This is a genomic window from Pseudomonas sp. RT6P73, assembly GCF_054897715.1.
This window is the reverse complement of record NZ_JBUBUV010000002.1, coordinates 2,707,104-2,732,705: the sequence shown is the minus strand read 5'-3', so window position 1 is coordinate 2,732,705 and position 25,602 is coordinate 2,707,104. Positions and strand designations below refer to the sequence as shown.

Genomic DNA, 25,602 nt, shown 5'->3' with positions numbered 1-25,602 from the left:
ATGCAGATTGAAAACAAGGTTTTTCTCGTCACCGGCGGTGCGTCGGGCCTCGGTGCAGCCACCGCTGAAGTGCTGGTCGCAGCCGGCGCCAAAGTGATGCTGGTGGACATGAACGCCGAAGCCGTTGCGGCCCAGGCTGAACGCCTCGGCGCGCAAAGCGTGGTGGCCGACATCAGCGACGAAGCCGCCGCCGAAGCTGCGGTGCAGGCGACGGTGAAAGCCTTCGGCGGCCTCAACGGGCTGGTCAACTGCGCCGGCATCGTGCGTGGCGAGAAGATTCTCGGCAAGAATGGCCCGCACGCACTGGCCAGTTTCAGCCAGGTGATCAACGTCAACCTGATCGGCAGCTTCAATATGCTGCGTCTGGCTTCCGCGGCCATCGCCGAAACCGAAGCGGATGCCGACGGCGAGCGCGGCGTGATCATCAACACCGCCTCGGCGGCGGCGTACGATGGCCAGATCGGCCAGGCTGCCTACGCCGCGTCGAAAGGCGCGATCGTCAGCCTTACCTTGCCCGCCGCCCGTGAACTGGCGCGCTTCGGTATCCGCGTGATGACCATCGCTCCGGGCATTTTCGAAACCCCGATGATGGCCGGCATGACCCCGGAAGTCCGCGCGTCCCTGGCGGCCGGCGTGCCCTTTCCGCCGCGCCTGGGCAAACCGGGAGAGTATGCCGCGCTCGTCAGGCATATCATTGAAAACAGCATGCTCAATGGCGAGGTGATCCGTCTCGACGGTGCCTTGCGCATGGCCGCCAAGTAAGGAGATTTGTCATGACTATTGCCAACGATCCAATCGTAATCGTCAGCGCCGTCCGCACCCCGATGGGCGCTTTCCAGGGCGAACTGAAAAGCCTGACCGCACCGCAACTCGGTGCGGCGGCGATTAAAGCAGCGGTCGAACGCGCCGGCATTGCGCCTGAGTCGGTCGAAGAAGTGCTGTTTGGCTGCGTGCTGCCCGCCGGCCTCGGTCAGGCACCGGCACGGCAAGCCGCGTTGGGTGCGGGGCTGGATAAATCGACCCGCTGCACCACCCTGAACAAAATGTGCGGCTCGGGCATGGAAGCGGCGATTCTGGCCCACGACATGCTGGTTGCCGGCAGCGCCGACGTGGTCGTCGCGGGCGGCATGGAAAGCATGTCCAACGCGCCGTATCTGCTGGACCGCGCCCGCAGCGGTTACCGCATGGGCCATGGCCGCGTGCTCGATTCAATGTTCCTCGACGGCCTGGAAGATGCCTACGACAAGGGCCGCCTGATGGGCACCTTCGCCGAGGATTGCGCCGAAACCAACGGTTTCAGCCGCGAAGCCCAGGACGCGTTCGCCATTGCCTCGACCACCCGCGCGCAGCAAGCGATCAACGATGGCAGCTTCAAGGACGAGATCGTGCCGCTCACTGTGACCGTCGGCAAAGAGCAGGTGCTGATCAGCAACGACGAACAGCCGCCGAAAGCCAAACTGGACAAAATCGCCTCGTTGAAACCGGCGTTCCGTGAAGGCGGTACCGTGACAGCGGCCAATTCCAGTTCGATCTCCGACGGTGCGGCGGCATTGGTGCTGATGCGCCGCTCTGAAGCACAGAAACAAGGTTTGAAACCGCTGGCGGTGATTCATGGCCATGCCGCGTTTGCCGATACCCCGGGCCTGTTCCCGGTGGCGCCGGTGGGTGCGATCAAGAAGCTGATGAAGAAAACCGGCTGGTCCGTGGACGAAGTCGAGTTATTTGAAGTCAACGAAGCGTTCGCCGTTGTCAGCCTCGTGACCATGACCAAACTGGAAATCCCCCACGAGAAGATCAACGTTCACGGCGGCGCATGCGCCTTGGGCCATCCGATTGGTGCATCTGGCGCTCGGATCCTTGTGACCTTGCTCTCGGCCCTGCGCCAGAAAGGCCTGAAACGCGGCGTTGCAGCAATCTGCATCGGCGGCGGTGAAGCCACGGCCATGGCCGTGGAATGCCTTTACTAGGCCAACCTCACCCCTGTGGGAGCCAGCCTGCTGGCGATGGCGTCGTGTCAGTCAATGTCTACTTTTATGACACACCGCCATCGCCAGCAGGCTGGCTCCCACAGAGTTCTGTGTCGTACCCCGGATTTTAAGGACTTGGCATGATTCCCAATGACGAACAACTTCAGATCAGCGACGCCGCCCGGCAATTCGCCCAGGAACGGCTGAAACCGTTCGCCGCCGAGTGGGACCGCGAGCATCGCTTCCCCAAGGAAGCCATCGGCGAGATGGCCGAGCTGGGCTTCTTCGGCATGCTGGTACCAGAAGAGTGGGGCGGTTGCGACACCGGTTACCTGGCCTACGCCATGGCCCTGGAAGAGATCGCGGCCGGTGACGGCGCCTGCTCGACCATCATGAGCGTGCACAACTCGGTGGGTTGCGTGCCGATCCTCAAGTACGGCAACGACGATCAGAAAGAACGCTTCCTCAAGCCCCTGGCCAGCGGCGCAATGCTCGGGGCCTTTGCCCTGACCGAACCGCAGGCCGGCTCCGACGCCAGCGGCTTGAAAACCCGCGCGCGTCTGGAAGGCGATCATTACGTGCTCAACGGCTGCAAACAGTTCATCACCTCCGGACAGAATGCCGGGGTGGTGATCGTGTTCGCCGTCACCGACCCGAGCGCCGGCAAGCGGGGTATCACGGCGCTGATCGTGCCGACCGATTCGCCGGGCTACAAAGTCGCACGGGTCGAAGACAAACTCGGTCAGCACGCCTCCGACACCTGTCAGATCCTCTTTGAAGACGTGAAAGTCCCGGTGGCCAATCGATTGGGTGAGGAGGGCGAAGGTTACCGGATCGCCCTGGCTAACCTCGAAGGCGGCCGTGTCGGCATCGCCTCGCAATCGGTGGGCATGGCCCGCGCCGCGTTTGAAGCGGCCCGCGACTACGCCCGTGAGCGCGAGAGCTTCGGCAAACCGATCATCGAACACCAGGCGGTCGCATTCCGCCTGGCAGACATGGCGACCCAGATCGCCGTCGCCCGGCAAATGGTGCATTACGCCGCCGCGCTGCGTGACAGCGGCAAACCGGCACTGGTCGAAGCGTCCATGGCCAAACTGTTCGCCTCGGAAATGGCCGAGAAGGTCTGCTCCTCAGCGTTGCAAACCCTCGGCGGTTACGGTTACCTGAACGACTTCCCACTGGAGCGGATCTACCGCGACGTGCGGGTGTGCCAGATCTACGAAGGCACCAGCGATATTCAGCGCATGGTTATTTCGCGCAATCTTTAAAAGGAACCTACTTGTGAGCTACGAAACGATTTTGCTGGAAACCCACGGTCGTGTTGGCCTGATCACCCTCAACCGTCCGCAAGCACTGAACGCATTGAATGCGCAGATCGTCAGCGAACTGAACCACGCCCTCGATGGTCTGGAAGCCGACTCGAACATCGGTTGCATCGTGCTGACCGGCTCGAAAAAAGCCTTTGCCGCCGGTGCTGACATCAAGGAAATGGCCGAGCTGACCTACCCGCAGATCTATCTCGATGACCTGTTCAGCGACAGCGATCGCGTGGCCAATCGCCGCAAGCCGATCATTGCCGCGGTCAACGGTTTTGCGTTGGGCGGTGGCTGTGAACTGGCGCTGATGTGCGATTTCATCCTCGCCGGCGACAAGGCGAAATTCGGCCAGCCGGAAATCAACCTCGGCGTGTTGCCGGGCATGGGCGGCACCCAGCGCCTGACCCGCGCCGTGGGCAAGGCCAAGGCCATGGAAATGTGCCTGAGCGGGCGTTTGATTGATGCGGTAGAAGCCGAGCGCTGCGGGATTGTTGCGCGGATCGTGCCGGCGGATGAATTGCTGGAAGAAGCGCTGAAAGTCGCCGCGCTGATTGCCAAGAAGTCGTTGCCGATTGCGATGATGGTCAAGGAAAGCGTCAACCGCGCGTTTGAAGTGAGCTTGTCGGAAGGCGTGCGCTTCGAGCGCCGGGTGTTTCATGCGGCGTTTGCGACGCAGGATCAGAAGGAAGGGATGGCGGCGTTTATTGCCAAGCGCGAAGCCGAGTTCACCGGTAAGTAATGCGGCGTTCTCAATGACGCCATCGCGGGCAAGCCCGCTCCCACAGGTTTCGGGGTGTACATGATATTTGTGACCGACCGAGAACCCTGTGGGAGCGGGCTTGCCCGCGATGCTTTTAAAGGTCACACAAGATAGTTTTTCAACTCGCGGGCTATCACCATCCGCTGTATCTCGCTTGACCCTTCATAAATCTGCGTGATCCGCGCATCCCGGTAATAGCGCTCCACCGGGTAATCCTCCAGATACCCATACCCGCCATGAATCTGCATCGCCGACGAGCAGACCTTCTCGGCCATCTCCGACGCAAACAGCTTCGCCTGCGAAGCCTCGGACAGACACGGCTTACCGGCGCTGCGTAACCGCGCAGCGTGCAGGATCAACAAACGCGCGGCGTTCAGCCGGGTGTGCATATCGGCCAGCAGGTTGGCAATGCTCTGGTGCTCGATGATCGGCTTGTCGAACTGTACCCGATCCCGCGAATAAGCCAGTGCGGCTTCGAACGCCGCCCGGGCAATCCCCAACGCCTGCGCAGCGATGCCGATGCGGCCGCCTTCGAGGTTGGACAGGGCGATGGCCAAACCCTTGCCGCGGTCACCCAGCAGGTTGGCTTCCGGAATCGTGCAGTTGTTCAACGTAACCGCGCAGGTGTCGGAGGCGCGAATGCCCATTTTGTGTTCGGTGCGGTCGACGATGAAACCGGCCGTATCGGTCGGCACCAGGAACGCCGAGATGCCGCGTTTGCCCAGGTCCGGATCGGTCACGGCAAAGACAATCGCCAGTTTCGCCCGTTTGCCATTGCTGACAAATTGCTTGGCGCCGTTGATCACCCATTGGCCGTCGCGCAGTTCGGCGCGGGTGCGCAGGTTGTGCGCTTCGGAACCGGCTTGCGGTTCGGTCAGGCAAAAGCAGCCGATCGCCTGACCGCTGGCCAGGTCCGGCAGCCAGGTTTGTTTCTGTTCTTCGGTGCCGTAGTTCAGGACTGGGCCGCAGCCTACGGAGTTGTGGATGCTCATCAATGCGCCCGTGGCACCGTCACCGGCCGAAATCTCTTCCACTGCCAGGGCGTAGGCGACGTAGTCGACATAAGTGCCGCCCCATTCTTCAGGCACCACCATGCCCAACAGGCCGAGTTCGCCCATCTTCGCCACCAGACCGTCATCGATCCAGCCCGCCTTCTCCCAGGCTTGCGCATGAGGTGCGATTTCGCCGCGGGCAAAGTCCCGGGCCATGTCGCGGATCATGACTTGTTCTTCGCTCAATTCGATATCGTGCATGGCTCAGCTCCCGCTCTGGTCAAAACCGCTGAAGAAACTCGCAACGTGCTCGGCGTCCAGCGCCTGCAAGGTTGGCGGGTTCCAGCGCGGCTTCTTGTCTTTATCGATCAGCAAGGCGCGCACGCCTTCGATCAGGTCGCCGCGCTCGAACCACTGACGGTCCAGGTGCAGCTCAAGGGCGAAGCAGTCTTCCAGACTCAAGTGCCGACCACGGCGCAGCATTTCCAGGGTGACGCCCATCGCCAGCGGTGAGCGGCTTTCCAGCAGGTCGGCAGTGGTCGTCGCCCATTCATGGCTGTCGGCGACCGTCACTTCACGCAGTTGCTCAACAATACTCGGCACATCGGGCAGGGCGAAGAAGTGATCGATGGCCGGGCGCAGCGCTTTCAATGGTGCATCGGTGAGTTGTTGCACCGCGAATTTCGCCAGCAAGCCCTGAAGGTCCTTGAGCGGCGTGTCGCGCCATTCGAGCTGATCGAGTTGCTCGTCGAGGGTGCCCAGCTTGTCGCTTTCCAGGTACCAGTCAGCCAGACCGCAATAGAGCGCATCGGCCGCACGGATCTGCACACCGCTGACGCCGAGATAAATCCCCAGTTCACCGGGGACCCGTGGCAGGAAGTGACTGCCACCGACGTCCGGGAAATAACCGATGGCCACTTCCGGCATCGCCAGACGGCTCTTCTCGGTAACCACCCGCAAGTCAGCGCCTTGCACCAGGCCCATGCCGCCGCCCAGGACAAAGCCGTCCATCAAGGCCAGCACCGGTTTGCGGTAGTGGTGAATGGCGAGGTCGAGGGCATATTCCTCGACGAAAAAATCTTTGTGCAGCGAGTCGCCGCTTTTGAAACTGTCATACAGCGAGCGGATATCGCCGCCGGCACAGAACGCCTTCTCGCCAGCACCGCGCAAGACCACGGCGTGAACCTGCGGATCCTGTGCCCAGACGTCGAGCTGGCGCTGAAGGAGGCGGACCATGTCGAGGGTAATGGCGTTGAGACCGGCGGGGCGATTGAGGGTCAGGTGACCGATGTGGTTGCGAACCTCGGCCAGCACTTCGTTTTGTGTGGCATACATGGACGAAGTCCCCTTCGATGAAACCTGAGCAGTCATCACTAACTCCCTGCTTTTATTGTTCTTTATAGAGAAGCTCGCGCGCGAGCGATCCCGGATCGTACCAGTGCAAATTTGTGATGTACAACCGGGATATATGCAGGCTCAGTTTGCGTTTTTGCCTTATGACGGAATCAACTCTTGTTTTTCGAACAAATGCGTTTGCAGCACTTGAGCGCACAACAACAGCGCGTGTTTTGCCTCATCGTAACGAGCCGGGTAATTGACGAAACCATGAGGCATCCCGATGTACTCCTTGTGCTGAACCGGGACATCAGCCTGCGTGAGTCGACGCGCATACTCCCGGCCTTCGTCCCGCAACACATCACACTCGGCGGTGATGATCAATGCACGCGGCAAGCCTCGCAGGTTTTCATGGCGCACTGGCGAAAGCCTCGGGTCCACGCGAGATACATCGGGCGGCACGTAGTGTGCGATGTACCATTCGAGCATTTCAGCCGTCAGCCCGTGTCCTTCAGCGAATTCGCTGTGGGAAGGGTTGTCCGCCACGCAATCGAGCAAGGGATAGAGCAGCAGTTGAAACACGATCCGTGGTGAGCCCCGCTCAAGGGCCCACTGGCAAATGACGGCCGCCAGTCCGCCACCCGAGCCGCCACCAGCCACCGCCATTCGCGAAGGATTCAGCCCCATGGCCGGGCCGTGGTCGACAACCCATTCGGTCGCTACGCAGCAATCTTCTACCGCAGCAGGAAACACGTGCTCCGGTGGCCGTGCGTAGTCCACAGCCACCACCGCGCAGCCTGCCCACTCGCACATGTGTCGGCAAAAGCCGTCGTGGGTGTCCAGATCGCCGGTGACCCAGCCGCCGCCATGGAAAAACATCAGCACCGGGAAGGGACCAGGGCCAGCAGGGGTGTAAAGCCGCAACGGCAGTGATCGTCCATGGCTTTGGATCGACAGGTTGCGAACGCTGACGACCATTAACTTGCGCAACGCAGTTCTGGCACTTTCCACGCCGGGCCCTGAATCTTGCTTTTGGACCGTCATAGCTCTATCTCGCAGGCTGTTGCCTCGGTGGTGAGCTCAACCACATATTCTTTACTGATCAAATCGCTGACCGCCAGGCACATCAACGTCGGCGGGTGCCCCTTGAAAAACTTCTTGTGCGCTTTGGCAATGTCCGGCCAGAACTTCATGCTGGTGGTGTAGATGCGGATCCCGATGATGCTTCGCCGATCGACGCCAAGCTGTTTGATGGAGTTTTCAATGATCTCCAGGCAACGCAGGGTCTGCTTATACGCATTACCCGGTTTAAAGGGTTTTCCCTTTTCATCGAACGCCACGGTGCCTCCCATCAAAATGCGCTCACCGACCCGAATTGCCCTGCAGTACCCGGCAATTTTTTCCCACGGCGCTTGTGAAAAAACGCGTTGAATTTTCATTGCCCATCTCCTTTGCCCAGATCGATGGGCAGTGATTTCAGTCCACGAAATTGCAGGTTGTTGTCACGCCAGATCGCAGGTTTGTCTGCCATCAGGCTCAACTCGGGAAAACGCTCGAACAGCGAGGTGAACAGCACTTCGGCTTCAAGCCTGAACAACGCCGTTCCCATGCAGAAGTGCTCACCACGTCCAAACGCCAGGTGATCGTTAGGCTTGCGACAGATATCGAAAAGGTCGGGAAAGCGGAACTTCGAACGATCACGATTGGCGGAGGCGCGCATCAGGTAAACCAGATCGCCTCGTTTCATCGTGACGCCGTGGAGCGTGACGTCTTCGTTGAGCACCCGATGGCTGAATGAGCCTGCAGAATCGAAACGCAACATCTCTTCAATGGCCGGTTTGATCAGGTTCAGATCTGCCTTCAGCGCTTCAAACTGATCGGGATGCTCAAGCAGGTGCAATAACCCGATGCACAGCTGATCTGCGCTGGTGGTGTAGCCCGCGACGAGGATGAAGACAATCTGCGCCAGCACCTGATCGGTGCTCGAATCGCTCTCCAGGCTGGCCTCGAGTACCCGGCTGATCAGGTCATCTTCAGGCTGTTTTCGACGTTGCTCGATGACCTCGGCGAAATAGGCGTACATCTCTTCAACGCCTTTCAGCGCCTGTTCAGGCCCGAAGTCGGGGTCCAGGCTGCCGACCAGAAAGATCAGGATGCAATCCGTCCAGCGCCTGAGCTTCAGCGCGTCTTCGCGAGGGATGCCATAGAGATGGGCGAGGATCAGCGCCGGAACGCGGTTGAACAGGTTCGCCATCAAATCCGTCTGCGGTTCGAGACCGGACAGCTCTCTAACGGTGATCGTCTGAATGGTTTGACGCAAGGACTCCATGGCGCGCGGCGTGAAGGCTTTACCCAGCAGGTGGCGGCTGTCCATGTGCGCTTTGCCATCCTGCGAGTACATCCATGCGGACGCGAGTTTGACGAACGTGGCCAGTTGCGCGCGTTTTTCCGGCCGCACCTGGGCATCGACCAGCTGTTGCATGCGGTTCGAGGAGTAGCGTTCGGTGTCGGCCTGCGCGGCGAACACATCGCTGTATCGAGTCAGAAACCAGGCCTGGAAGTGCGAACACCAATAGACCGGGTGATGCTCTCGCAGCCAGGCGTAGGCCTCATAAGGGGCACGAACGGTTTCGCGACGGGTGAAATCGAGGAGCAATTCAATGTCCATTTCACTGCTCCTCGTACAAAGCAGCAGTGAATTGCTGGAGGTAGTCCGGATTATCAATCGGCGCGCTGACCAGTTCCGGCGGCGGCTCCAACATCGTGGCCAGCAAGGCAAGCCGGGGTTCGGTGGCGTGAGCAATCAAATCAGCGCTGTCAGCAGCCAGTCCTCCTTCGCTCAACGACGTTGCAAACACGCTGATAACGTCATCGAGTATTTCCCGCGATACAGGCTGATTGCTCTCGACCTCTACGATGATCAGATCAAGGGCCCGGGCATAGGTCAGTGCCAATGCCTGGCGATGTGAAACTTCGCTCGGACTACCGCACTGCTCGACAATTTTCTTTTCAATGCGCTGGGCAATGTTGCCCGTGGGCCGCGAGGCAAACCGTGGCCGGGTCACAGCGTCCCTGGCAACCTGGTAGGCCATGACACTGTTGTCGCCAGCAAACGTGATGCTGATTTCGCAGTCCATGCACAGCGTGACAATCTGGTTGTAATGGTGAAAACCTTGGGAGCCGCAGAGCTCGCGGCACATGCGCATGACGTCCAGCCCCATCCAGGTGCCGATACTTTTGGCGATGGCTGCAAGAATATGCAGCTCTTTGCGTTTGTCCGGCTGATCCCACGTGGCTTCGAAGCGCGACAGGATTGCCTGCTCCAAAAGCTTTAGCGCGAGTGCTTTCAGCTGTTCGACGTACAGCCGTTGCCGAATCAGCGGTTTGGCCAGTAGAGGCTCGTCGGCCTTCGCGTTTTTGACCCGTCGATTGCTGACAAAGCGATACGCCAGATGAGTGCACAACTGCGCGCCGCCGCGAGCCGCCGCCAGCAGAAACAGGCGCTCCTGAATGAATGTCTCCATGGCGCGGGTCGCGCGCTGGTCTCTGGGAACGTCGCTGATAAACTGACCGTCAGCGGTGAAACGGGCATGCCGTTGCAGCATCGCGTCCAGCGGCAGCCTCATCTCGCAGAAACGAATGCCGGCCACTTGATTGGCGTGGATTCCGCCTTTGGGGTCGCAAGCCATGACCTTGACACCGGGCAGCAGCGGGCCATTTTCCTGCTCGCGGATCACCACCCGGAACCAGTGCAATCCCTCGTCCTCGCCATTGACGATCAAACGCGCCAACACCATGACGACCTGTGCCGCGTGCAATGCATTGCCGATCCAGAATTTGCAGGCGGCGGGAGAGGGTGTATGCAGCGTCAGGCACTGACTCAGAGCGTCAAAGGTGACGGTGGTTTGCAGGTTGCGCACATCGGAGCCGCTACTGATTTCGGTACAGCCAAAGGCGTAGACCGCGCTCATCTCGATGATTTCCTGCCGGTAGCGCGCGACCTGCAACGCATCGCCCTGAGCGAACAGCGCATTGCCGGCGATCATGTGGTCGACAATCGAGGAAAACAGCGCGTAGTCAAAAGCGCCTACCGTGGCGGCGCGCTCCAGCATCTGTCGGAAGTCTGACTGACAGACCTGACCGAGCCACATGTCATTGGTGATCAAGCCGGCCTGGACGATTTCGCGCATGCGCGCGATGGTCAGATCCATATACTCGCGCAGTGGCAGGTGATGGCGGGTCCGTGCGTCGAACAGGGGGTGCCGCAGCATTTTCAGCAGTGGGTCGCTCATGAGACTTCCCTCTCGTAGATTTCGAAAAAAACGGTTTCGAAACCACCAGAGCCAGAAGGCTGGCAAAGCAGAGAACAACAGGATCCTTCGAGTGCGAACCACGTACCCGGAGCATTCGCGAACAGCGAGATGCATGAAGGATTGTGTGTTGTTTTTTCTGGGAGATGCGGTTCTGTCAAAGCGCGAAGGCAGCGTCGCCACTCAACAATGTCGAGTGTTTCTCCATAGCCAGACTTCTTCCATGTCATCGCTACTGGACATTACGGCGTGCCAGACTTCGTAGTGAAAGGCAGACAACTCTATGCGGTACATTTTGACTTTAGCAGATTGTCCGAGAGGTGCTGCCCTGACCGTTGGCCGCCCCTAGACACTACGGGACAGGACTTCACCAATACTGCGACGTTTGGCGTGCAACTCACTGATATGGATCAGTTGTTCAAGGTCTTCCGGCGTGACATCGAAGAACGCTTCCATCTCCGCCAACGCCAGTTTCAAGTCCTGCACGGTGATGGCCTGGCTGTCGATCGGCGGATGATCGGCCGGCACCACGGCCATCGGTTCGGCGGCGCGTTTGGGGTATCGAATGCGCGTCAGATTGTTATAGGCCAAGGCGCTGAGCAGCATGGTCATTGCTGCGAGCATCACCGCGCCGAGGGCTTTCCAGTCCAGCGCGATGGTCACAGGGTCTGCCAATACCAACAGCAGCGCCAGCGCCCCGGCCGGCGGGTGCAAGCAACGCAGCCAGCACATCAGCATCAGCGCCATGCCGGCCGCCAGGCAAGCGCTGCCGAGGGTTCGTCCGAGTACGTGTGCGACCAGCAGCGACACGACGCCGGCGCTAAAGTATCCGCCCAGAATCGACCACGGCTGGGCGAGGGCGCCGGAGGACACCGCGAACAACAACACGGCCGATGCGCCCAACGGCCCGATCAAATGCTGGGCCACTTCCATGCCGAACACCTGCGCGCAAATCCAGACGCTGAACATCGTGCCCAGGGACATGCCGATGGCGGCGCGGCTCCACTCGGAAGGACGGGTGTTGATGGCGGCAGGTAACCAGCGAGCGAGCATGAGGCAAACGATCCGTTGGCAAAAAGTTATGCAAAAAAAAAAGGCTTAGCTGGGAAACCCAGAAAGCCCTTGAAGTTGTTCCAACAATTGGGGGAGGAACGGGGCACAGTGTGCCGTTCATTGCCGATGCTGACAAATTCATATTAATGCTGCTTTAGTGCATTATTTTTGCTGTAAGGCGACTCGGCGACCACTCATGAAACACAGGAACCCACCCATGGCTGTCAGCGCGCTCAGGGCATAAAACATGGTGGGCGCCGGTGTGTGCATCAGCAGGAATCCGCAAATCACCGGGCTTAGCGCACCGCCGAGGGCTGCGAGGTTCTGTGCGCCGTAGTAACTGCCGCGCAGTTCTTCCGGGGCCAGCGTGTCGACGAAGAGGAACTCGGCGGGGTAAATGATCATTTCGCCGAGGGTGAAGAGGAACATCGCCACGCACCAGCTCACCAGGCTGTCGGCCAGACTGAAGCCGATCAGCCCGACGATAAACAGGCTGGTGCCGCCCGCGATCCAGTAGCGCAGTTGTTCACGTTTGAGGAAACGGCCGATCTGGTATTGCAGCAGGATCACGCTGATGGCGTTGCACGCGAGCAGGGCGGCCATGGTTTCCAGCGCACGCTTGGAATCGTGGGTCACCAGCAGGTACTGCGACAGGTACAGGGTGAAACGGCCGTGGACCACGGTGCTGAGCAGGCAGCCGCAGGTGAACATGATCAGCGTGCGGTCGTTCTTCAGGGTGATCAGCGTCTTGAGAAAACTCTGGGGCTGGCCGATAGCGGGTGTCGGGGCCGAGTCCTTGGGGATCCCTATCATCAGGAAAATACTGAAGAAGGCGATGCCGCCGGCAATCAGGAACGGCGCGATCGGGTACACGCCGGCAATCACCACGCCGAGCATCGGGCCGGTGGCGTAGCCGATGTTGGTCAAGGTGTAGCGCAGCGAAAACGCCTTGGCGCGCTGGCCCATGGGCAGGTTTTCGCTGAGGATCGCTTTCGAGCCGATCAGGAACAGCGCCGAAGCGGTTTCGGTGATCACCAGGGTGGCAGTCGTCAGGTAGAGGTTTTCGGCGAAGGTCAGCAATACGAAGCCGATGGCGCTGGAGAGCATGGCAAGGATCAGCAGCCGACGCTTCTCGAGGCGGTCGATGATGTAGCCACCGTAGAGTGCGAGCAGGGTGGCGATGAACACCGCGATGCCCAGCAGCAAACCGACATCCTGTTGGTTGAGGCCGAGCTTGTTGCTCAGGAACAACGTGAGCAGCGGGCTGGTGATGGCGCGACTGACGACGATGGTCAGCGAAACGATCATCAACCGGCGGATTACGAGCGAGTAAGTGGCCACGGTGAGGCAAATGTCCTTATTTAGATTTTGTAGTGTTCGACACGGGACCGAGTTGCGGCCATCGCGAGCAGGCTCGCTCCCACATTTGGAACGCATTCCCCTGTGGGAGCGAGCCTGCTCGCGATGGGGCCCGCAATGAAAACACAAGATTCAAGTCAGCCACCGATCCAGCGAGCGAACCGATTCCAGCGCATCCAGCCGCCACAATTGCCCGAGCAATTCCCCAGCTTGCGCCCGCGACATCACCCGCATCGCCAGACTGAAAAACTTCTCCTCCAGCGCCTCATCGCTCAACGGATTCCCCGGTGCGCCCAGTGGCACCTCAACACAAAGGCTGACGCGTCGACCATCCACGGTCCGCACGCTGACGACGGGCTCGCCATCCTCTGACAGTTGCGGATCCACTTCAAGGCGAATGCGCGACATCCAGTGAGCAATCCGCGGATCGCTCCGTTGTGCATCGTCATAAGCCTCCAGCCGACAATGGCCATGAACCAGCCGGGCGGCGAGGGCATACGGCAAACTCATCTGCGACGCCGCCAGTGTGCTGACATCCTGGCCGCCGCACATGTCCAGAAGAAACCCGCACAACGAGACTTCAATGTCTTCAATTTGATCGGTGTCGACTTGCAGTTGATCCAGCAGCACCCCCAACGCATCGATCGCCGAATGAGTCCCCCGGCACGCGGCGTAGGTTTGATCGAACAGCGGGCGAGTTTGACCCCCGTTGTTCGAGGTGCCCGACGAACAACTCGGGGGGGATGTGCTAAAGCAATACGAATGGGTCAACCACCGTTACGCAATCCACCGGGACAAGCTCAATTTTGCCGCCTACGGCAGCTTCTCGGCCTCAGCCACCCAAGTTGAAGCCGTGGCGCTGTTGGTCAAGACCGGACGCTTCCTCGGTTTTCTCCCACAGCATTACGCCGCCGCCATGGTCGCCCAGGGGCAACTGCGAGCGCTGCGTCCGACATCGATTCACTTCGACACTCCGTTTAATTTGATCCTGCGTCATAACACCGTGCGCAGTCCGTTGGTGAAGGCGTTTGCACAAGCGTTGAAGGTTGATTTGAGGGTAGTTGGTTGAGCGACTGCAATGTTATCTCCCTTCAAGTTTTCGGAGTTCTTTCGGTGCGACTTTTAGGACGTATATAAGGACAGTGATAAAGCAAATAATGATTACCGCCCTGGTTGCAAAAATACCCAGCTCAAAAAAATGAGCTATCAACAGAGATATCCACGCCGTATGAAACCCGGAGCAGGCAACAATGAAGCAATACATTCTCACTTCGGAAATCATCTTGTTGAGAGCAAACATTTTACCGTCCGTATAATTAAAAACAGATTGGTTTTGATCAATCTGATTTATTTTTACAGTACCTTCTCGAGTTTTTTTGGGAAGGCTATCAAAAAATAAATTGATAATCCGACAAAACAAGTCCCGCCCATTATTCTGAGAACAATATAATCAATATCCGCAAAGTAAGTAATTACGGAAAAAATAATCATAGTGTGGAAGCCGGCGCAAGAAATGATCAATAAGTAAATTCTTGCTAAAAATATTATTCTTTTGAGCTTGGCGGTGATCATTGATCGCTCCTGCCTTTGTCGCTCCACTCTTTATGTATTCCGTTTATAGTCATTGCATCGGCGCTTCGCTCTAGTATTAATACAGAGGTGGGTGTATTTTTGTATGCGCGAACATAATCTGTCCGAACATATCTGAACAATCGCCAGGAATCAGCCTTTAAAACAAGTCTTCCAGCGCCGTATATCGACAATCCCACATCGAAGGAACCATAAGCAATGTTCCCTTCGCGCTCCGTATACTTAAATGACTTGGCCATTGCTTGATATCCTTTTCTCACCGGGCCTTCCGTATCAGTTCGGTTCTTCAAGATATTACGACCGCTCTCATAAATATTGTTTGCACCATGGGCCATCATTGGCGCTCCGAAAAAAAGACATAGCGTACCCGCCGAACCGTAGCAAACTCCTGCCCCTGTTGCGATTTGAAGTGCCCCGGCAATCGCTCCAACACTTTTCATTGCAATCTCTGACGCCTGACTCAGCAAACTACTCTGTTCGCTCTTAATCTCTTTCAAACCCTGATCAGCGCTCTTTCGCCCCTGCGCCACATCATTAACAATCCCCCTCGCGTAGTAAGACACCTCACGATTGAACTGCAAACGTAACGTCCCATCTTTGATATGGCGGGCAGACAGCGTGCAGGCCTGACTCGTCAAGTTACCCGCCGCTTTACTGACTGCCCAATAATCACAACTACCCGTTTCGCAGCGATCCTTTAGCTGTCCCATTCGTTATTCCCCCATGAACCGTGCCCACTCGTTCCCGCGAGATGGTGTCGCCATGTGATTTCGCGATAACGAATAGCAACGTGTTCTTGGGGTTCGACGTCGTTCTGTAAAACGACATGAGGCATATCAAGTGTCAGGTCGGCAATGATGCCGCCTTCGATTTCGACAGTGAAAAACTTTTCTTGAAAGCCATAGGCGGAAACACGATAGAAGCTGATTGCACAGCTAATCTCTTCTCTGCTTGAGAGCGCTTGAGCGAGTAACGGAGACGACTTATCGACATTTTTCGTGATGATGAGCGGGCTGTGTGTAGGCTTGTTGATATTTCCGATATTGGCCATGTTATGGCTGTACGAAAGCACCATGATCTCGTCGGTGTGTCCCGACTGACATTTATTGCCAATTGACTCTTGAGTTGAACAGCCTGCCGAGATCAGTCCTTGGGTTTTGCCTGTGATGGTCATGTAGCCGTGATTGGCCATGTAGGTGCCACTCCTTTCGTCGGAGGGGCACCTTATTGAAATCGCCGAAGCGCAGATGTAGGGGGTTTCCGAGTATCAGGTAGGATGCGGGTGTTTTTATTTGTTTGATGCAATCACCATGAGCATCAGTCCAGAGCCACGGCGCGGGTTTTCGTCATGAAAGGCTCGATCAAAGCCTGAAACGCATTGCACACCGCCGCTCACCGGGTAAACCGTGGGCGATTTCATCGTTCAATACAGTGTGACACGAGGGTTGATTTCAGCCGGGCTCAATGTTTCAAAGCCCATACGCTGATAAAACGCTTCATTCCACGGCACATCGCGAAACGTGGTCAGGGTCAGACCATAGAGTTCTCGATCCCGGGCACACTCAATGGCCGCTAACAGCAACTTCCGTCCAGCGCCGCGACCCTGGAAGTGTTGGCTGACGGACAGTTCCTCAATATGCAGTTCGTTGTCGACCTCAACCGCACTGACAAACCCCATAAGTGCACCATCGATCGATTGCGCAACCCAAACGGCATCCGTCTCGATCGCCCGTAGATGGTGCTTGGCATCGGGCACCGCAGCATCGGCGAGCCAGGCCAGCGAAGGGTCACAGCGAAAGAGCTCAGCCGCCGAACGCTCGATGGCGGGGAGGGCGGTGGCATCAACAGATTGGGCACGTCGGACAATAAAATTCATGCGCACGACTGTAGCAGCTGTCGAGCCTGCGAGGCTGCGTTCGGCTGCAAAGCAGTCGTAAATCCTGAGTCCACGGTTTACCTGAAAAACCGCGTCGCCTGATTTCACGACTGCTGCGCAGCCGAACGCAGCCTCGCGTTGCTCGGCAGCTGCTACAAGGGATCGGTGTGCGTCAGCACCTCGGTGTCAAATCAAGCGACAACTTGAGCCGCCGGCCATTGCTGATGCGGAATCGGCAGTTTGCGCGATTCACCACGGCCCATCGGGAAGTACAGGAAACCATTGCGGGCCAGGCGTTCGGCGTCGTACAGGTTGCGTCCGTCGAAGATCACCGGCGCCTTCAACCGTTGCTGAATACGGCCGAAATCCGGCGCCTTGAATTGCTGCCATTCGGTGCAAATGATCAACGCGTCGGCACCGGCCAATACCGATTCCGGTGTGCCCATCAGCATCAACTTCGACTCGTCGGGATACAAATGCTGGGTTTCCTGCATGGCTTCCGGATCGAACGCCCGCACGCTGGCGCCGGCGGCCCACAGCGATTCCAGCAGGACACGGCTCGGCGCATCACGCATGTCATCGGTGTTGGGTTTGAAGGCCAGCCCCCACACAGCGAAGGTCTTGCCGCGCAAGTCGCCCTTGTAGAACGCATTGATGCGCTCGAACAGCTTGTGCTTCTGCCGCTGATTGATCGCTTCCACCGCTTGCAGCAGGTCGCTGGAACAGTGTGCCTCTTCAGCGCTGTGGATCAGCGCGCGCATGTCTTTCGGGAAACACGAGCCGCCATAACCGCAGCCGGGGTAGATGAAGTGGTAACCAATGCGCGAGTCGGCACCGATGCCCAGGCGCACCGATTCAATGTCGGCACCCAAGTGTTCGGCCAGTTCGGCGATCTGGTTGATGAAGCTGATCTTGGTCGCCAGCATGCAATTGGCGGCGTACTTGGTCAGCTCGGCGCTGCGCAGGTCCATGAACATGAGGCGGTCGTGGTTGCGGTTGAACGGCGCGTAGAGGTCGCGCATCACATCGCGCACGTCATCGCTTTCACAGCCGATGACGATGCGGTCCGGGCGCCGGCAATCCGCCACAGCGGAGCCTTCTTTCAAAAACTCGGGGTTGGAGACGATATCGAACTGCAGCAACCGGCCAACCTTGATCAGGCACTTGTCGATATGCGCGCGCAAGGTGTCGCCCGTGCCCACCGGCACCGTGGATTTCTCTACCAGAATCACTGGTTGCTCACGATGCCGCGCCACCGCTTCACCCACCGACAGCACGTAACGCAGGTCCGCCGAGCCATCGTCCCGGGACGGTGTGCCAACCGCGATAAACAATACCTGGCCATGCTGCACCGCGAGTTTTTCATCGGTGGTGAACTGCAGGCGTCTGGCTTCCAGGCTTTCGCGCACCAGGCTGGCTAGCCCCGGTTCGAAAATGCTCACGTGGCCTTGCTGCAGCAACTCGACTTTCTTCTCGTCAATGTCCATGCAGACCACGTCGTGGCCGACTTCAGCCAGGACGGCGGCTTGCACCAGGCCAACGTAACCGCTACCAAATACACTGATTTTCATGAGGCACTCCTGAGTTCGGGCGCGCGAGCTGGACGTGAATTGATGGTGATGACCCCGAGCATGACCAAGGCCACCCCAAGGGTTTTGGAAAGGCTGAACGCTTCGTTGAACAGTGGCAGACTGGCGGCCAGCAGATACACCAGCGCATAGCTGATGCTCAGCAGCGAATAGGCCCGGCCCAGCGGCACATCGCGCAGGGCGGCCAGCCAGCAAACCATTGAAAGGACGTAGGCCACGATCGCGCCCAGCACCACGGCGACGGCTGTCGGGTCGATGCTGGAAGTCAGTAAATGTTCGGGTGACGGCAGGCGCGTCATGCTCCAGCGCATGCCCAATTGCGCCGCGCTGCCGAGCAGCACGCTGCCCATGGCGAAGGTGATTCCACGACGCAAGCTCATGCGTGCTGCCCCAGCAGCATCACGCCGCCGATCACCAACGCCACGCCCAGCCAGTGCTGACGGTCGATGGGTTCGTGAAAGACAAACCGGGCGATCAGCGTGATGAGCACGAAATTCAGGCTCAGCATCGGGTAGGCGATGCCGACTTCAAGACGCTGCAACACCAGCAGCCAGAACAGCAAACCCGCGCCCAGTGCAGCGAGTGCCAGCCAGAGCCACGGCGAGCGCAGTTTCTCGCCCCAGGCCGACGGCTTCGCGCGCCAGCTCTCGACGGCGTACTTCTGGGCGATCTGGCCCAGGCAGGTCAGCAGGCACGCGGCCAACAGCAGAAGCAGGCTCATGACGCACCCTGAGGAAAGATCAGAATCACCAGATTGCCTTGTTCATAGCGTTTGCCATCCTTGGGCAGGCGTTCGATTTCTTGCAGCTCGTCCTCACCCTTGACCCGCATCACCACACCGACCGAGCCGTTCTGGCGGGCGTTGCGCATCCACTGTTGAACCTGATCGGGATCGACGCGCTGCTGCACCGAGTCAGGATAAGCAAGGCCATATTTCAGTTCGCCTATCGTGTTGTACAACGCCACGTCCGGGCGTTTCAGGCGCCAGGACAGGGCGGCCGCGGCGCCGAGATCGTTGCTCAGCAGTCGGTCGGTCTGGCCGAGTTCCTGGGCATGTTCGAGGATGAATTGGTCGGGCATCTTGTTGGCCACCACCGAATTGGGCAGCCCCGCGGGCAGCAGACCGATCAGCAACAGACTGCCGAACGCCGGTGCCGCCCAGCATTGCAGGGGTCTGAAGGCTTGCAGCAGGTTGGCGATGATCCAGCCGATCAGGCCGATGAACACCAAGACCAGGTTGTGCAGTTCATGGTCGTAGAGAGGCTTTTTCAGTTGCAGATAGACCAGGGCAAGCAGGGTGGTCAGGCCCAGTATCAGGTTCAGTAAACCGTTGATGCCCAGGACTCGGCCTTGCTCCAGCTTGAGCCGTTCGGCCAGGAAGTGGCCCAGCAGCAAGGCCAATGGCAGCAGGCAGGGCAGGATGTAACTTGGCAATTTGCCGTTGCTCAGGCTGAAAAACAGCAGCGGCATCAGCAGCCACAGCAGCAGAAAACCGCTGCTGGCCTGGCCACGGCTTTTCCACGCCTGCGTAAGCGCCGACGGCAGTAACGCCGCCCACGGCAGACTGAACGCCACCAGCAACGGCAAATAGAACCACCACGGCGCGTCATGCTGGGCATCGTCGCCGGCAAAGCGACGGATGTGTTCGTGCCAGAAGAAGAACCGCCAGTAATCCGGTTCCTGGGCGTGAACCGCCAACGCCCACGGCAGACTCACCGCGATGGCCACGACAATCGCCACCGGGCCGTAGACCAGCAGCTCACGCCAGCGTTTTTGCCAAACCATGAAGGGCAGGGCGATCAGCACCGGCAGCAACCAGGCCAGAAAACCCTTGGTCAGGAAACCCATGCCGCACGCCAGTCCCAGCACCGCCCAACCGATCAGGCGCGGGCCACGGCGGACGCTGTCCAACGCAAACCACAAAGCGACCAGACTCAGATTGACCCAAAAAGTAAATTGCGGATCCAGGTTGGCGTAGCCCGCAGCGCCGGCGATGACGGTGAAACTCATGTACAGCAGCGCACAGGCAAAGCTCTTGCGCGGCTCGTTCCACAATCGACGGGCGATCAGGAAGCACAGCATCACACTCAGGCCGGTGCTCAGGGCCGAGGCAAAACGCACACCAAACGGATTCTGGCCAAACAGCGCTTGGCCGGCGGCGATCATCCAGTAACCAGCCGCCGGTTTTTCGAAATAGCGCAGGCTCATGAAGTGCGGCGACACCCAGTCGCCGCTCAGGAGCATGCCTTGGCTGATCTGCGCGTAGCGGGTTTCGTCGGGGATCCATAAGCCATGGCTGCCCAATGGCAACAGGTACGCCAACAAGACAATCCCCAGCAACAGCGGCAGTGCCCAGCGTTTACTCATACACCTTGCACTCCCAGCCAGCCTTCCCGGCCTGCGAGCGTGCCGCGCACGACACGGCCCGTTGGCAAGGTGCCGATGGCTTCGGGCAGCAGATCGCCCAAGGGTTTGAAACCGATGCCACGCTGGCGCGCATCGGCCAGCAGTCGGCGGAAATCGTTGGCCATCAGAATCCCTTCTACTTCGGCGTGGATCGTATAGACGTTGAGTTTGTCGGGGGTGAATCGATCAAGAATGAAGGCATTGAAGTCCTTGGCCGCGACAGCTGGGCCAACCACTTCATCGAAGGTCGGCAGGTCCACCGGAATCTGCGGCGCCCCCAACCCACCCCCGGCCAGGGTCGGTTGGAACAGGCTATGGCCGCGACAATCACTGTTGTAGCGAAAGCCGAACGCCTGCTTGGCCTCGATCACACGCTCGTCCGCGCGCCAACCGGCAGACGCCGAGCACTGGATTTTTTGCCCAAGGATGTCGCTGAGGGTGTCCACGCCCTGGCGGATTTGTTCGATCAGCTGCGCGTCGCTCCAACGCCCGGCATTCGCCTGCCAGCCATGGTGATCCCAGGCGTGCAGGCCGACTTCATGGCCTGCATCCCATGCCTGACGCATCAGGTAACTAAGATCGCGACCAATGGGTTTGCCCGGCCAGGCAGTGCCGGCCAGCAGAATGTCCAAGCCATACAGGCCGGCGGCGTTGGAGCGCAGCATCTTCCAGAGGAATTGCGGACGGATCAGGCGCCACAGATGGCGGCCCATGTTGTCCGGCCCGACGCTGAAGAAAAACGTCGCCTTGACCTGTGCTTCATCGAGGATTTCCAGCAGCCGCGGCACCCCCTCACGGGTGCCTCGGTAAGTGTCGACATCGATTCGAAGGCCTGCCTGCATCAGCATGCTTCTTCTGTAGCGTGCTCCGCGATTTCGAGCATGGCTTCACGCAGGAAAAAATCCAGGGTGTTGCCGATGGTCTGGCTCATTTCCACCGTGGGCGTCCAGTCCAGCAGACGCTTGGCGTTGGCGATGCTCGGTTTGCGGTGGGACACGTCCTGATACCCGGTGCCGTAGAACGCCTTGCTTTCCACGTCGCGGAAACCGGCGAATGGCGGGAAGTTGTCGCGCAGCGGATGCGCTTCGAACTGGCGCAACAGCTCTTCGCCCAACTGACGAATGCTGGCCTCGTTGTCCGGGTTGCCGATGTTGATGATCTGGCCATTGCAGGCATCGTTGTCGTTGTCGATGATCCGGGCCAGCGCTTCGACGCCGTCGGCGATGTCAGTAAAGCAGCGTTTTTGCTCGCCGCCGTCAAACAAGCGAATCGGCGTGCCTTCCACCAGGTTGAGGATCAATTGAGTGATCGCCCGGGAGCTGCCGATCCGCGCCGAGTCCAGACGGTCCAGGCGCGGGCCCATCCAGTTGAAAGGACGGAACAGCGTGAAATTCAGGCCTTTCTGGCCGTAGGCCCAGATCACCCGGTCGAGCAATTGCTTGGAGATCGAATAAATCCAGCGCTGCTTGTTGATCGGGCCGACGACGAGGTTGGAGGTGTCTTCGTCGAAATTCTGGTCCTGGCACATGCCATACACTTCGGAGGTCGACGGGAAGATCACGCGCTTGTTGTACTTGACGCAGTAACGAACCAGTTTCAGGTTCTCTTCGAAGTCCAGCTCGAACACCCGCAGCGGGTTGCGGGTGTATTCGATCGGCGTGGCAATCGCCACCAGCGGCAGGATCACGTCGCACTTCTTGATGTGGTACTCGATCCACTCGGAGTGGATGCTGATATCACCCTCAACGAAGTGAAAACGCGGATGGTTGCGCAGGCGGTCGATGGCGTCCGAACCGATGTCGAGGCCGTAGACCTCGTATCGGTCGTCACGCAGCAGGCGCTCGGACAAGTGATTGCCGATAAAGCCGTTGACGCCAAGGATCAGCACACGAGTGCGACGCGGCGCGCGGCCAGACTCCGCGCCACGCAAAGCCGAACCCTCGACCAGCCCGAGTTCATTGGCCAGTTGCGGTCCGCTCAGGAAAAAGCCGTTGTCGTTGCGTTGGCCAGCGGTGATCACCAACGAGTCTTCGCCACAGGCAATGCGCAGCGGATCGACGCTGATGACCTGGCCCGGTGCCTGGCCTTCATTGCCCTTGGCAACGTCTGCACTCCAGACAATCAATTTGTGATCACCCACGGCGCAGAACGCGCCCGGATACGGCTGGGTGACGGCACGCACCAGGTTGAACAGTTCTTCGGCGGGGCGCTTCCACACAAGCTTGCCGTCGGCCGGGGTGCGACGGCCAAATACCGTGGCTTTTGATTCGTCCTGCGGGGTTTCGCTGACTTGACCGGCGAGCAACGCCGGCAAGGCATCGCGCAGCAGGTCGGTGGCGGCCACGCGCAATTTGCCGTGTAGGCTCAGTGCCGTGTCGCTGCGGTCAATGGCCACCCGTTGCTGGGCGAGGATCGCGCCGGCGTCGGCACGTTTGACCATGCGGTGCAGGGTCACGCCGGTTTCGGTTTCACCGTTGACCAGCACCCAGTTGGCCGGTGCGCGACCGCGGTAGCGCGGCAGCAACGAGCCGTGCAGGTTGAACGCGCCTTTGCGTGCCGTGGCCAACAGTGGTTCGCTCAGCAGGTGGCGGTAGTAGAACGAGAACAGGTAATCGGGATTGAGCTTGCTGATGCGCTCGATCCACAGCGGATGGTTGGCATCTTCCGGGGCGTGAACCGGAATGCCCTTGCTCGCGCACAGTTGCGCCACGGAGCCGTAAAAGGCGTTTTCCTTCGGATCATCGGCGTGGGTAAACACCGCGGCGATATCAAAGCCCGAGTTGAGCAGGGTTTCGATGCCGGCACAGCCAATATCGTGATAGGCGAAGACAACAGCTTGTGCGCTCATGAGAGAACCTGATCGGAAGAAGTGGAAGTGAGGCCGTCGACGGTGACAACGGGCGCCGGGGTGGCGGGCTGGCTACGCAAAACCTTCTCGACGAAAAACCGGGGACGGGCGCGGACGTCGCTGTACATGCGGCCCAGGTACTCGCCCAACAGGCCCATGCCGATGAATTGCCCGCCGGTGAACACGAACAGCACGGCGAACAAGACGAACGTGCCGTCGCCGGCCCATTGCGCGCCGAAGGCCAGGCGCAAGACGATCAACGCGGTGGCGAACGCCACACCGAGGCCGGCCATGGCGAAACCGACGATGCTCAGCAGCCGCAGCGGCGTGGTGGTCATGCAGGTAATCAGGTCAAACATCAGGTTGACCAGACGCATGGGGCTGTACCTGGATTCGCCGTGTTCACGTTCGGCATGCATCACCAGGATTTCCGTGGTGTGCCGGGCAAAGCTGTTGGCCAGGATCGGGATGAAGGTGCTGCGTTCGCGGCAGGCGAGCATCGCGTCGACGATGCTGCGGCGGTAGGCGCGGAGCATGCAGCCGTAATCGCTCATGGCCACGCCGGTGGAACGCTGTACGGCGAGGTTGATCAGCTTCGATGGCCAGCGGCGTAGCGCGGAGTCCTGGCGGTTGCTGCGCACCGTGGCGACCACGTCATAGCCAAGCTCGGCCTGCGCCACCAACCGAGGGATTTCTTCCGGCGGGTTTTGCAAGTCGGCGTCGAGGGTGATCACCACGTCGCCTTTGCACTGCTCGAAACCGGCCATGATTGCCGCGTGCTGGCCGTAGTTGCGGTTGAGAATGACCGCCACCACCGGGCTGCACTCGCGATTGGCGGCGTCCTCGAGGATTTGCGCCGAGTTGTCACGGCTGCCGTCATCCACCAGCACGATTTCGTAGTCATGGTGCAGTTGCTGGCACGCCGCTTCGGTGCGCCGCAGTAATTCGGGCAGGCTGTCTTGCTCGTTATAGACCGGGATGACGATCGACACGCAATGGATCGGATAGGGTTTCACAGGCTTCTGTCCAGGGTGTGTTCAATGGCATCGACAACGCGATTGACGTCATCGGTGGTCATGTCGGGGAACAACGGAATCGAGCACAGGCGCGCCGAGTTCCATTCGGTGTTGGGCAGGTAAATGTTGGGGAAACGGCGGCGGTAGTACGTGTGCAGGTGCGTGGCGATGAAATGAATGCCGGTGCCGATGTTCTGTTCCTGCAAGGCTCTCATGAACGCTTCGCGGTCGAGCCCGCAGCGCTCGGCGTCGATGCGCAGGATGAACAGGTGCCAGGCGTGCCGCTGCGGGTACGTCGGAATGGCCAGCGGTTGCACCGTTGAACCTTCGAGGCGTTGCAGGTAGGTACGCGCCAGCGCGGCGCGCTTGGCGTTGATCGCGTCCAGGCGCTCCAGCTGCACCAGGGCGATGGCGGCATTGATGTCGGCCAGGTTGTATTTGAAACCCGGCTCCATCACTTGCGCCTGAGGTTTACGGCCGTGGGTCATGCGGTCGTAGGCATCGACGCCCAGACCATGAAACTTGAGCATGCGCACCCGGTTGGCCAGCGCTTCGTCGTCGCTGACGAACATCGCGCCCTCGGCGCAGGTCATGTTCTTGATCGCGTGGAACGAGAAGATCGCCGTGCCTTTCGCGCCGACATGCCGACCTTTATAGAAGGTGCCTGCCGCATGGGCGGCGTCTTCGATGACGGGGATGCCGTGTTTGTCCGCCAAGGCGTAGAGCGGATCGAGGTCGAAGGCTGCACCGGCGTAATGCACTGGAATGATTGCCCGGGTGCGCGGCGTGATCGCCGCTTCAATGCTTGCCAGGTCGCTCATCAGCGTGTCGCGGTCTACGTCGACGAAGACCGGTCTGGCACCCAGCAGGCAAATCATGTTGGCGGTGGACACCCACGTCTGCGACGGTGTAATGACTTCGTCGCCCGGACCGATTCCCAATGCCAGTAATGCGATGTGCATACCGCCGGTGGCCGACGAAAGTGCAACGGCATGACGGCAGCCGACATAGTTGGCGAATTGCTCTTCCAGTTGCTGGTTTTTCGGACCGGTAGTGATCCAGCCTGAACGCAATACTTGTTCTGCGGCAACGATTTCTTCATCGCCGATAGTGGGGCGGGAGAAGGGGAGAAATGCCTCACTCATTAGAATCTCCGGGCGAACGCCGCCCTTCAGCGAAATCGCC

22 protein-coding genes and 3 pseudogenes are annotated in these 25,602 nt (G+C 59.3%); 5 read left to right on the top strand and 20 right to left on the bottom strand.

The features are described 5' to 3' along the window. From ACYZT6_RS13085 to ACYZT6_RS13070, 4 genes are all read left to right on the top strand, one after another. Positions 1 to 762, top strand: coding sequence for an SDR family NAD(P)-dependent oxidoreductase (locus ACYZT6_RS13085; protein WP_462027249.1), 762 nt, complete (start codon positions 1 to 3; stop codon positions 760 to 762). A gap of 11 nt (positions 763 to 773) precedes the next feature. Beyond that, entirely contained in the window at positions 774 to 1,967 is a 1,194-nt protein-coding gene (locus tag ACYZT6_RS13080; protein ID WP_462027248.1) for an acetyl-CoA C-acyltransferase, read from the top strand. Positions 1,968 to 2,107: 140 nt separating this feature from the next. Then, positions 2,108 to 3,235: an acyl-CoA dehydrogenase gene (locus ACYZT6_RS13075; protein ID WP_109631727.1), complete on the top strand. Its 1,128-nt coding sequence runs from the start codon at positions 2,108 to 2,110 to the stop codon at positions 3,233 to 3,235. Positions 3,236 to 3,248: 13 nt separating this feature from the next. Beyond that, on the top strand, positions 3,249 to 4,022 hold the full coding sequence (locus ACYZT6_RS13070) for an enoyl-CoA hydratase (protein WP_462027247.1): 774 nt from the start codon (positions 3,249 to 3,251) through the stop codon (positions 4,020 to 4,022). 122 nt (positions 4,023 to 4,144) lie between these two features. Here the strand turns inward: ACYZT6_RS13070 and ACYZT6_RS13065 are convergent, their stop codons facing one another. The 9 genes and pseudogenes from ACYZT6_RS13065 to ACYZT6_RS13025 all read right to left on the bottom strand — a co-directional run. Then, positions 4,145 to 5,296 carry an acyl-CoA dehydrogenase family protein gene (locus tag ACYZT6_RS13065; protein WP_462027246.1) on the bottom strand — a complete coding sequence of 384 codons (1,152 nt, stop codon included), beginning with the start codon at positions 5,294 to 5,296 and terminating at the stop codon, positions 4,145 to 4,147. 3 nt (positions 5,297 to 5,299) lie between these two features. Further along, positions 5,300 to 6,406 carry an enoyl-CoA hydratase/isomerase family protein gene (locus ACYZT6_RS13060; protein WP_462027245.1) on the bottom strand — a complete coding sequence of 369 codons (1,107 nt, stop codon included), beginning with the start codon at positions 6,404 to 6,406 and terminating at the stop codon, positions 5,300 to 5,302. 123 nt (positions 6,407 to 6,529) lie between these two features. Continuing rightward, a complete protein-coding gene (locus tag ACYZT6_RS13055) occupies positions 6,530 to 7,381 on the bottom strand; it encodes an alpha/beta hydrolase (RefSeq protein WP_462027244.1) in 852 nt (283 codons plus the stop codon). Positions 7,382 to 7,410: 29 nt separating this feature from the next. Then, positions 7,411 to 7,809, bottom strand: coding sequence for a Rid family hydrolase (locus tag ACYZT6_RS13050; protein WP_462027243.1), 399 nt, complete (start codon positions 7,807 to 7,809; stop codon positions 7,411 to 7,413). After that, positions 7,806 to 9,038: a cytochrome P450 gene (locus tag ACYZT6_RS13045; RefSeq protein WP_462027242.1), complete on the bottom strand. Its 1,233-nt coding sequence runs from the start codon at positions 9,036 to 9,038 to the stop codon at positions 7,806 to 7,808. Before ACYZT6_RS13045 ends, ACYZT6_RS13050 begins: the two co-directional genes overlap by 4 nt. A gap of 1 nt (position 9,039) precedes the next feature. Beyond that, positions 9,040 to 10,662, bottom strand: a complete 1,623-nt coding sequence (locus tag ACYZT6_RS13040) for an acyl-CoA dehydrogenase family protein (protein ID WP_462027241.1) — start codon at positions 10,660 to 10,662, stop codon at positions 9,040 to 9,042. 363 nt (positions 10,663 to 11,025) lie between these two features. Further along, the gene (locus ACYZT6_RS13035; RefSeq protein ID WP_462027240.1) at positions 11,026 to 11,733 is read right to left on the bottom strand and encodes an HPP family protein; all 708 of its coding nucleotides are present in this window, start codon (positions 11,731 to 11,733) and stop codon (positions 11,026 to 11,028) included. Between the two features lie 162 nt (positions 11,734 to 11,895). Further along, entirely contained in the window at positions 11,896 to 13,074 is a 1,179-nt protein-coding gene (locus ACYZT6_RS13030; protein WP_462027239.1) for an MFS transporter, read from the bottom strand. 150 nt (positions 13,075 to 13,224) lie between these two features. Further along, a pseudogene (locus tag ACYZT6_RS13025) lies at positions 13,225 to 13,793 on the bottom strand (MmgE/PrpD family protein); the annotation flags it as partial. A 5-nt stretch (positions 13,794 to 13,798) separates the two neighbouring features. Here ACYZT6_RS13025 and ACYZT6_RS13020 point away from each other — a divergent pair. Then, positions 13,799 to 14,161, top strand: a pseudogene (locus tag ACYZT6_RS13020) (LysR substrate-binding domain-containing protein); the annotation flags it as partial. A 499-nt stretch (positions 14,162 to 14,660) separates the two neighbouring features. Here ACYZT6_RS13020 and ACYZT6_RS13015 read toward each other — a convergent pair. The 11 genes and pseudogenes from ACYZT6_RS13015 to arnB form a co-directional block, all read right to left on the bottom strand. Beyond that, a complete protein-coding gene (locus ACYZT6_RS13015) occupies positions 14,661 to 15,392 on the bottom strand; it encodes a DUF4225 domain-containing protein (RefSeq protein ID WP_462027238.1) in 732 nt (243 codons plus the stop codon). Continuing rightward, positions 15,380 to 15,874 (bottom strand): Hcp family type VI secretion system effector, encoded by a 495-nt coding sequence (locus ACYZT6_RS13010; RefSeq protein ID WP_462027237.1) that lies wholly within the window; start codon positions 15,872 to 15,874, stop codon positions 15,380 to 15,382. Before ACYZT6_RS13010 ends, ACYZT6_RS13015 begins: the two co-directional genes overlap by 13 nt. Positions 15,875 to 16,043: 169 nt before the next feature. Beyond that, positions 16,044 to 16,558, bottom strand: a pseudogene (locus ACYZT6_RS13005) (GNAT family N-acetyltransferase). 191 nt (positions 16,559 to 16,749) lie between these two features. Continuing rightward, a complete protein-coding gene (locus ACYZT6_RS13000) occupies positions 16,750 to 18,129 on the bottom strand; it encodes a UDP-glucose dehydrogenase family protein (protein ID WP_462027236.1) in 1,380 nt (459 codons plus the stop codon). Further along, complete coding sequence (gene arnF / locus ACYZT6_RS12995; RefSeq protein ID WP_462027235.1) at positions 18,126 to 18,527, bottom strand: 4-amino-4-deoxy-L-arabinose-phosphoundecaprenol flippase subunit ArnF; 402 nt, start codon at positions 18,525 to 18,527, stop codon at positions 18,126 to 18,128. The genes ACYZT6_RS13000 and arnF overlap by 4 nt, the downstream gene beginning before the upstream one ends. Next, positions 18,524 to 18,868 (bottom strand): 4-amino-4-deoxy-L-arabinose-phosphoundecaprenol flippase subunit ArnE, encoded by a 345-nt coding sequence (gene arnE / locus ACYZT6_RS12990; RefSeq protein ID WP_462027234.1) that lies wholly within the window; start codon positions 18,866 to 18,868, stop codon positions 18,524 to 18,526. Before arnE ends, arnF begins: the two co-directional genes overlap by 4 nt. After that, positions 18,865 to 20,514 carry a lipid IV(A) 4-amino-4-deoxy-L-arabinosyltransferase gene (gene arnT, locus ACYZT6_RS12985; protein ID WP_462027233.1) on the bottom strand — a complete coding sequence of 550 codons (1,650 nt, stop codon included), beginning with the start codon at positions 20,512 to 20,514 and terminating at the stop codon, positions 18,865 to 18,867. Before arnT ends, arnE begins: the two co-directional genes overlap by 4 nt. After that, the gene (arnD, locus tag ACYZT6_RS12980) at positions 20,511 to 21,395 is read right to left on the bottom strand and encodes a 4-deoxy-4-formamido-L-arabinose-phosphoundecaprenol deformylase (protein WP_462027232.1); all 885 of its coding nucleotides are present in this window, start codon (positions 21,393 to 21,395) and stop codon (positions 20,511 to 20,513) included. The genes arnT and arnD overlap by 4 nt, the downstream gene beginning before the upstream one ends. Then, positions 21,395 to 23,401 carry a bifunctional UDP-4-amino-4-deoxy-L-arabinose formyltransferase/UDP-glucuronic acid oxidase ArnA gene (arnA, locus tag ACYZT6_RS12975; protein ID WP_462027231.1) on the bottom strand — a complete coding sequence of 669 codons (2,007 nt, stop codon included), beginning with the start codon at positions 23,399 to 23,401 and terminating at the stop codon, positions 21,395 to 21,397. The genes arnD and arnA overlap by 1 nt, the downstream gene beginning before the upstream one ends. After that, positions 23,398 to 24,417: an undecaprenyl-phosphate 4-deoxy-4-formamido-L-arabinose transferase gene (arnC, locus tag ACYZT6_RS12970; protein ID WP_462027230.1), complete on the bottom strand. Its 1,020-nt coding sequence runs from the start codon at positions 24,415 to 24,417 to the stop codon at positions 23,398 to 23,400. The genes arnA and arnC overlap by 4 nt, the downstream gene beginning before the upstream one ends. Then, positions 24,414 to 25,562: a UDP-4-amino-4-deoxy-L-arabinose aminotransferase gene (gene arnB / locus ACYZT6_RS12965; RefSeq protein WP_462027229.1), complete on the bottom strand. Its 1,149-nt coding sequence runs from the start codon at positions 25,560 to 25,562 to the stop codon at positions 24,414 to 24,416. Before arnB ends, arnC begins: the two co-directional genes overlap by 4 nt. Between the last annotated feature and the right edge of the window lie 40 nt (positions 25,563 to 25,602).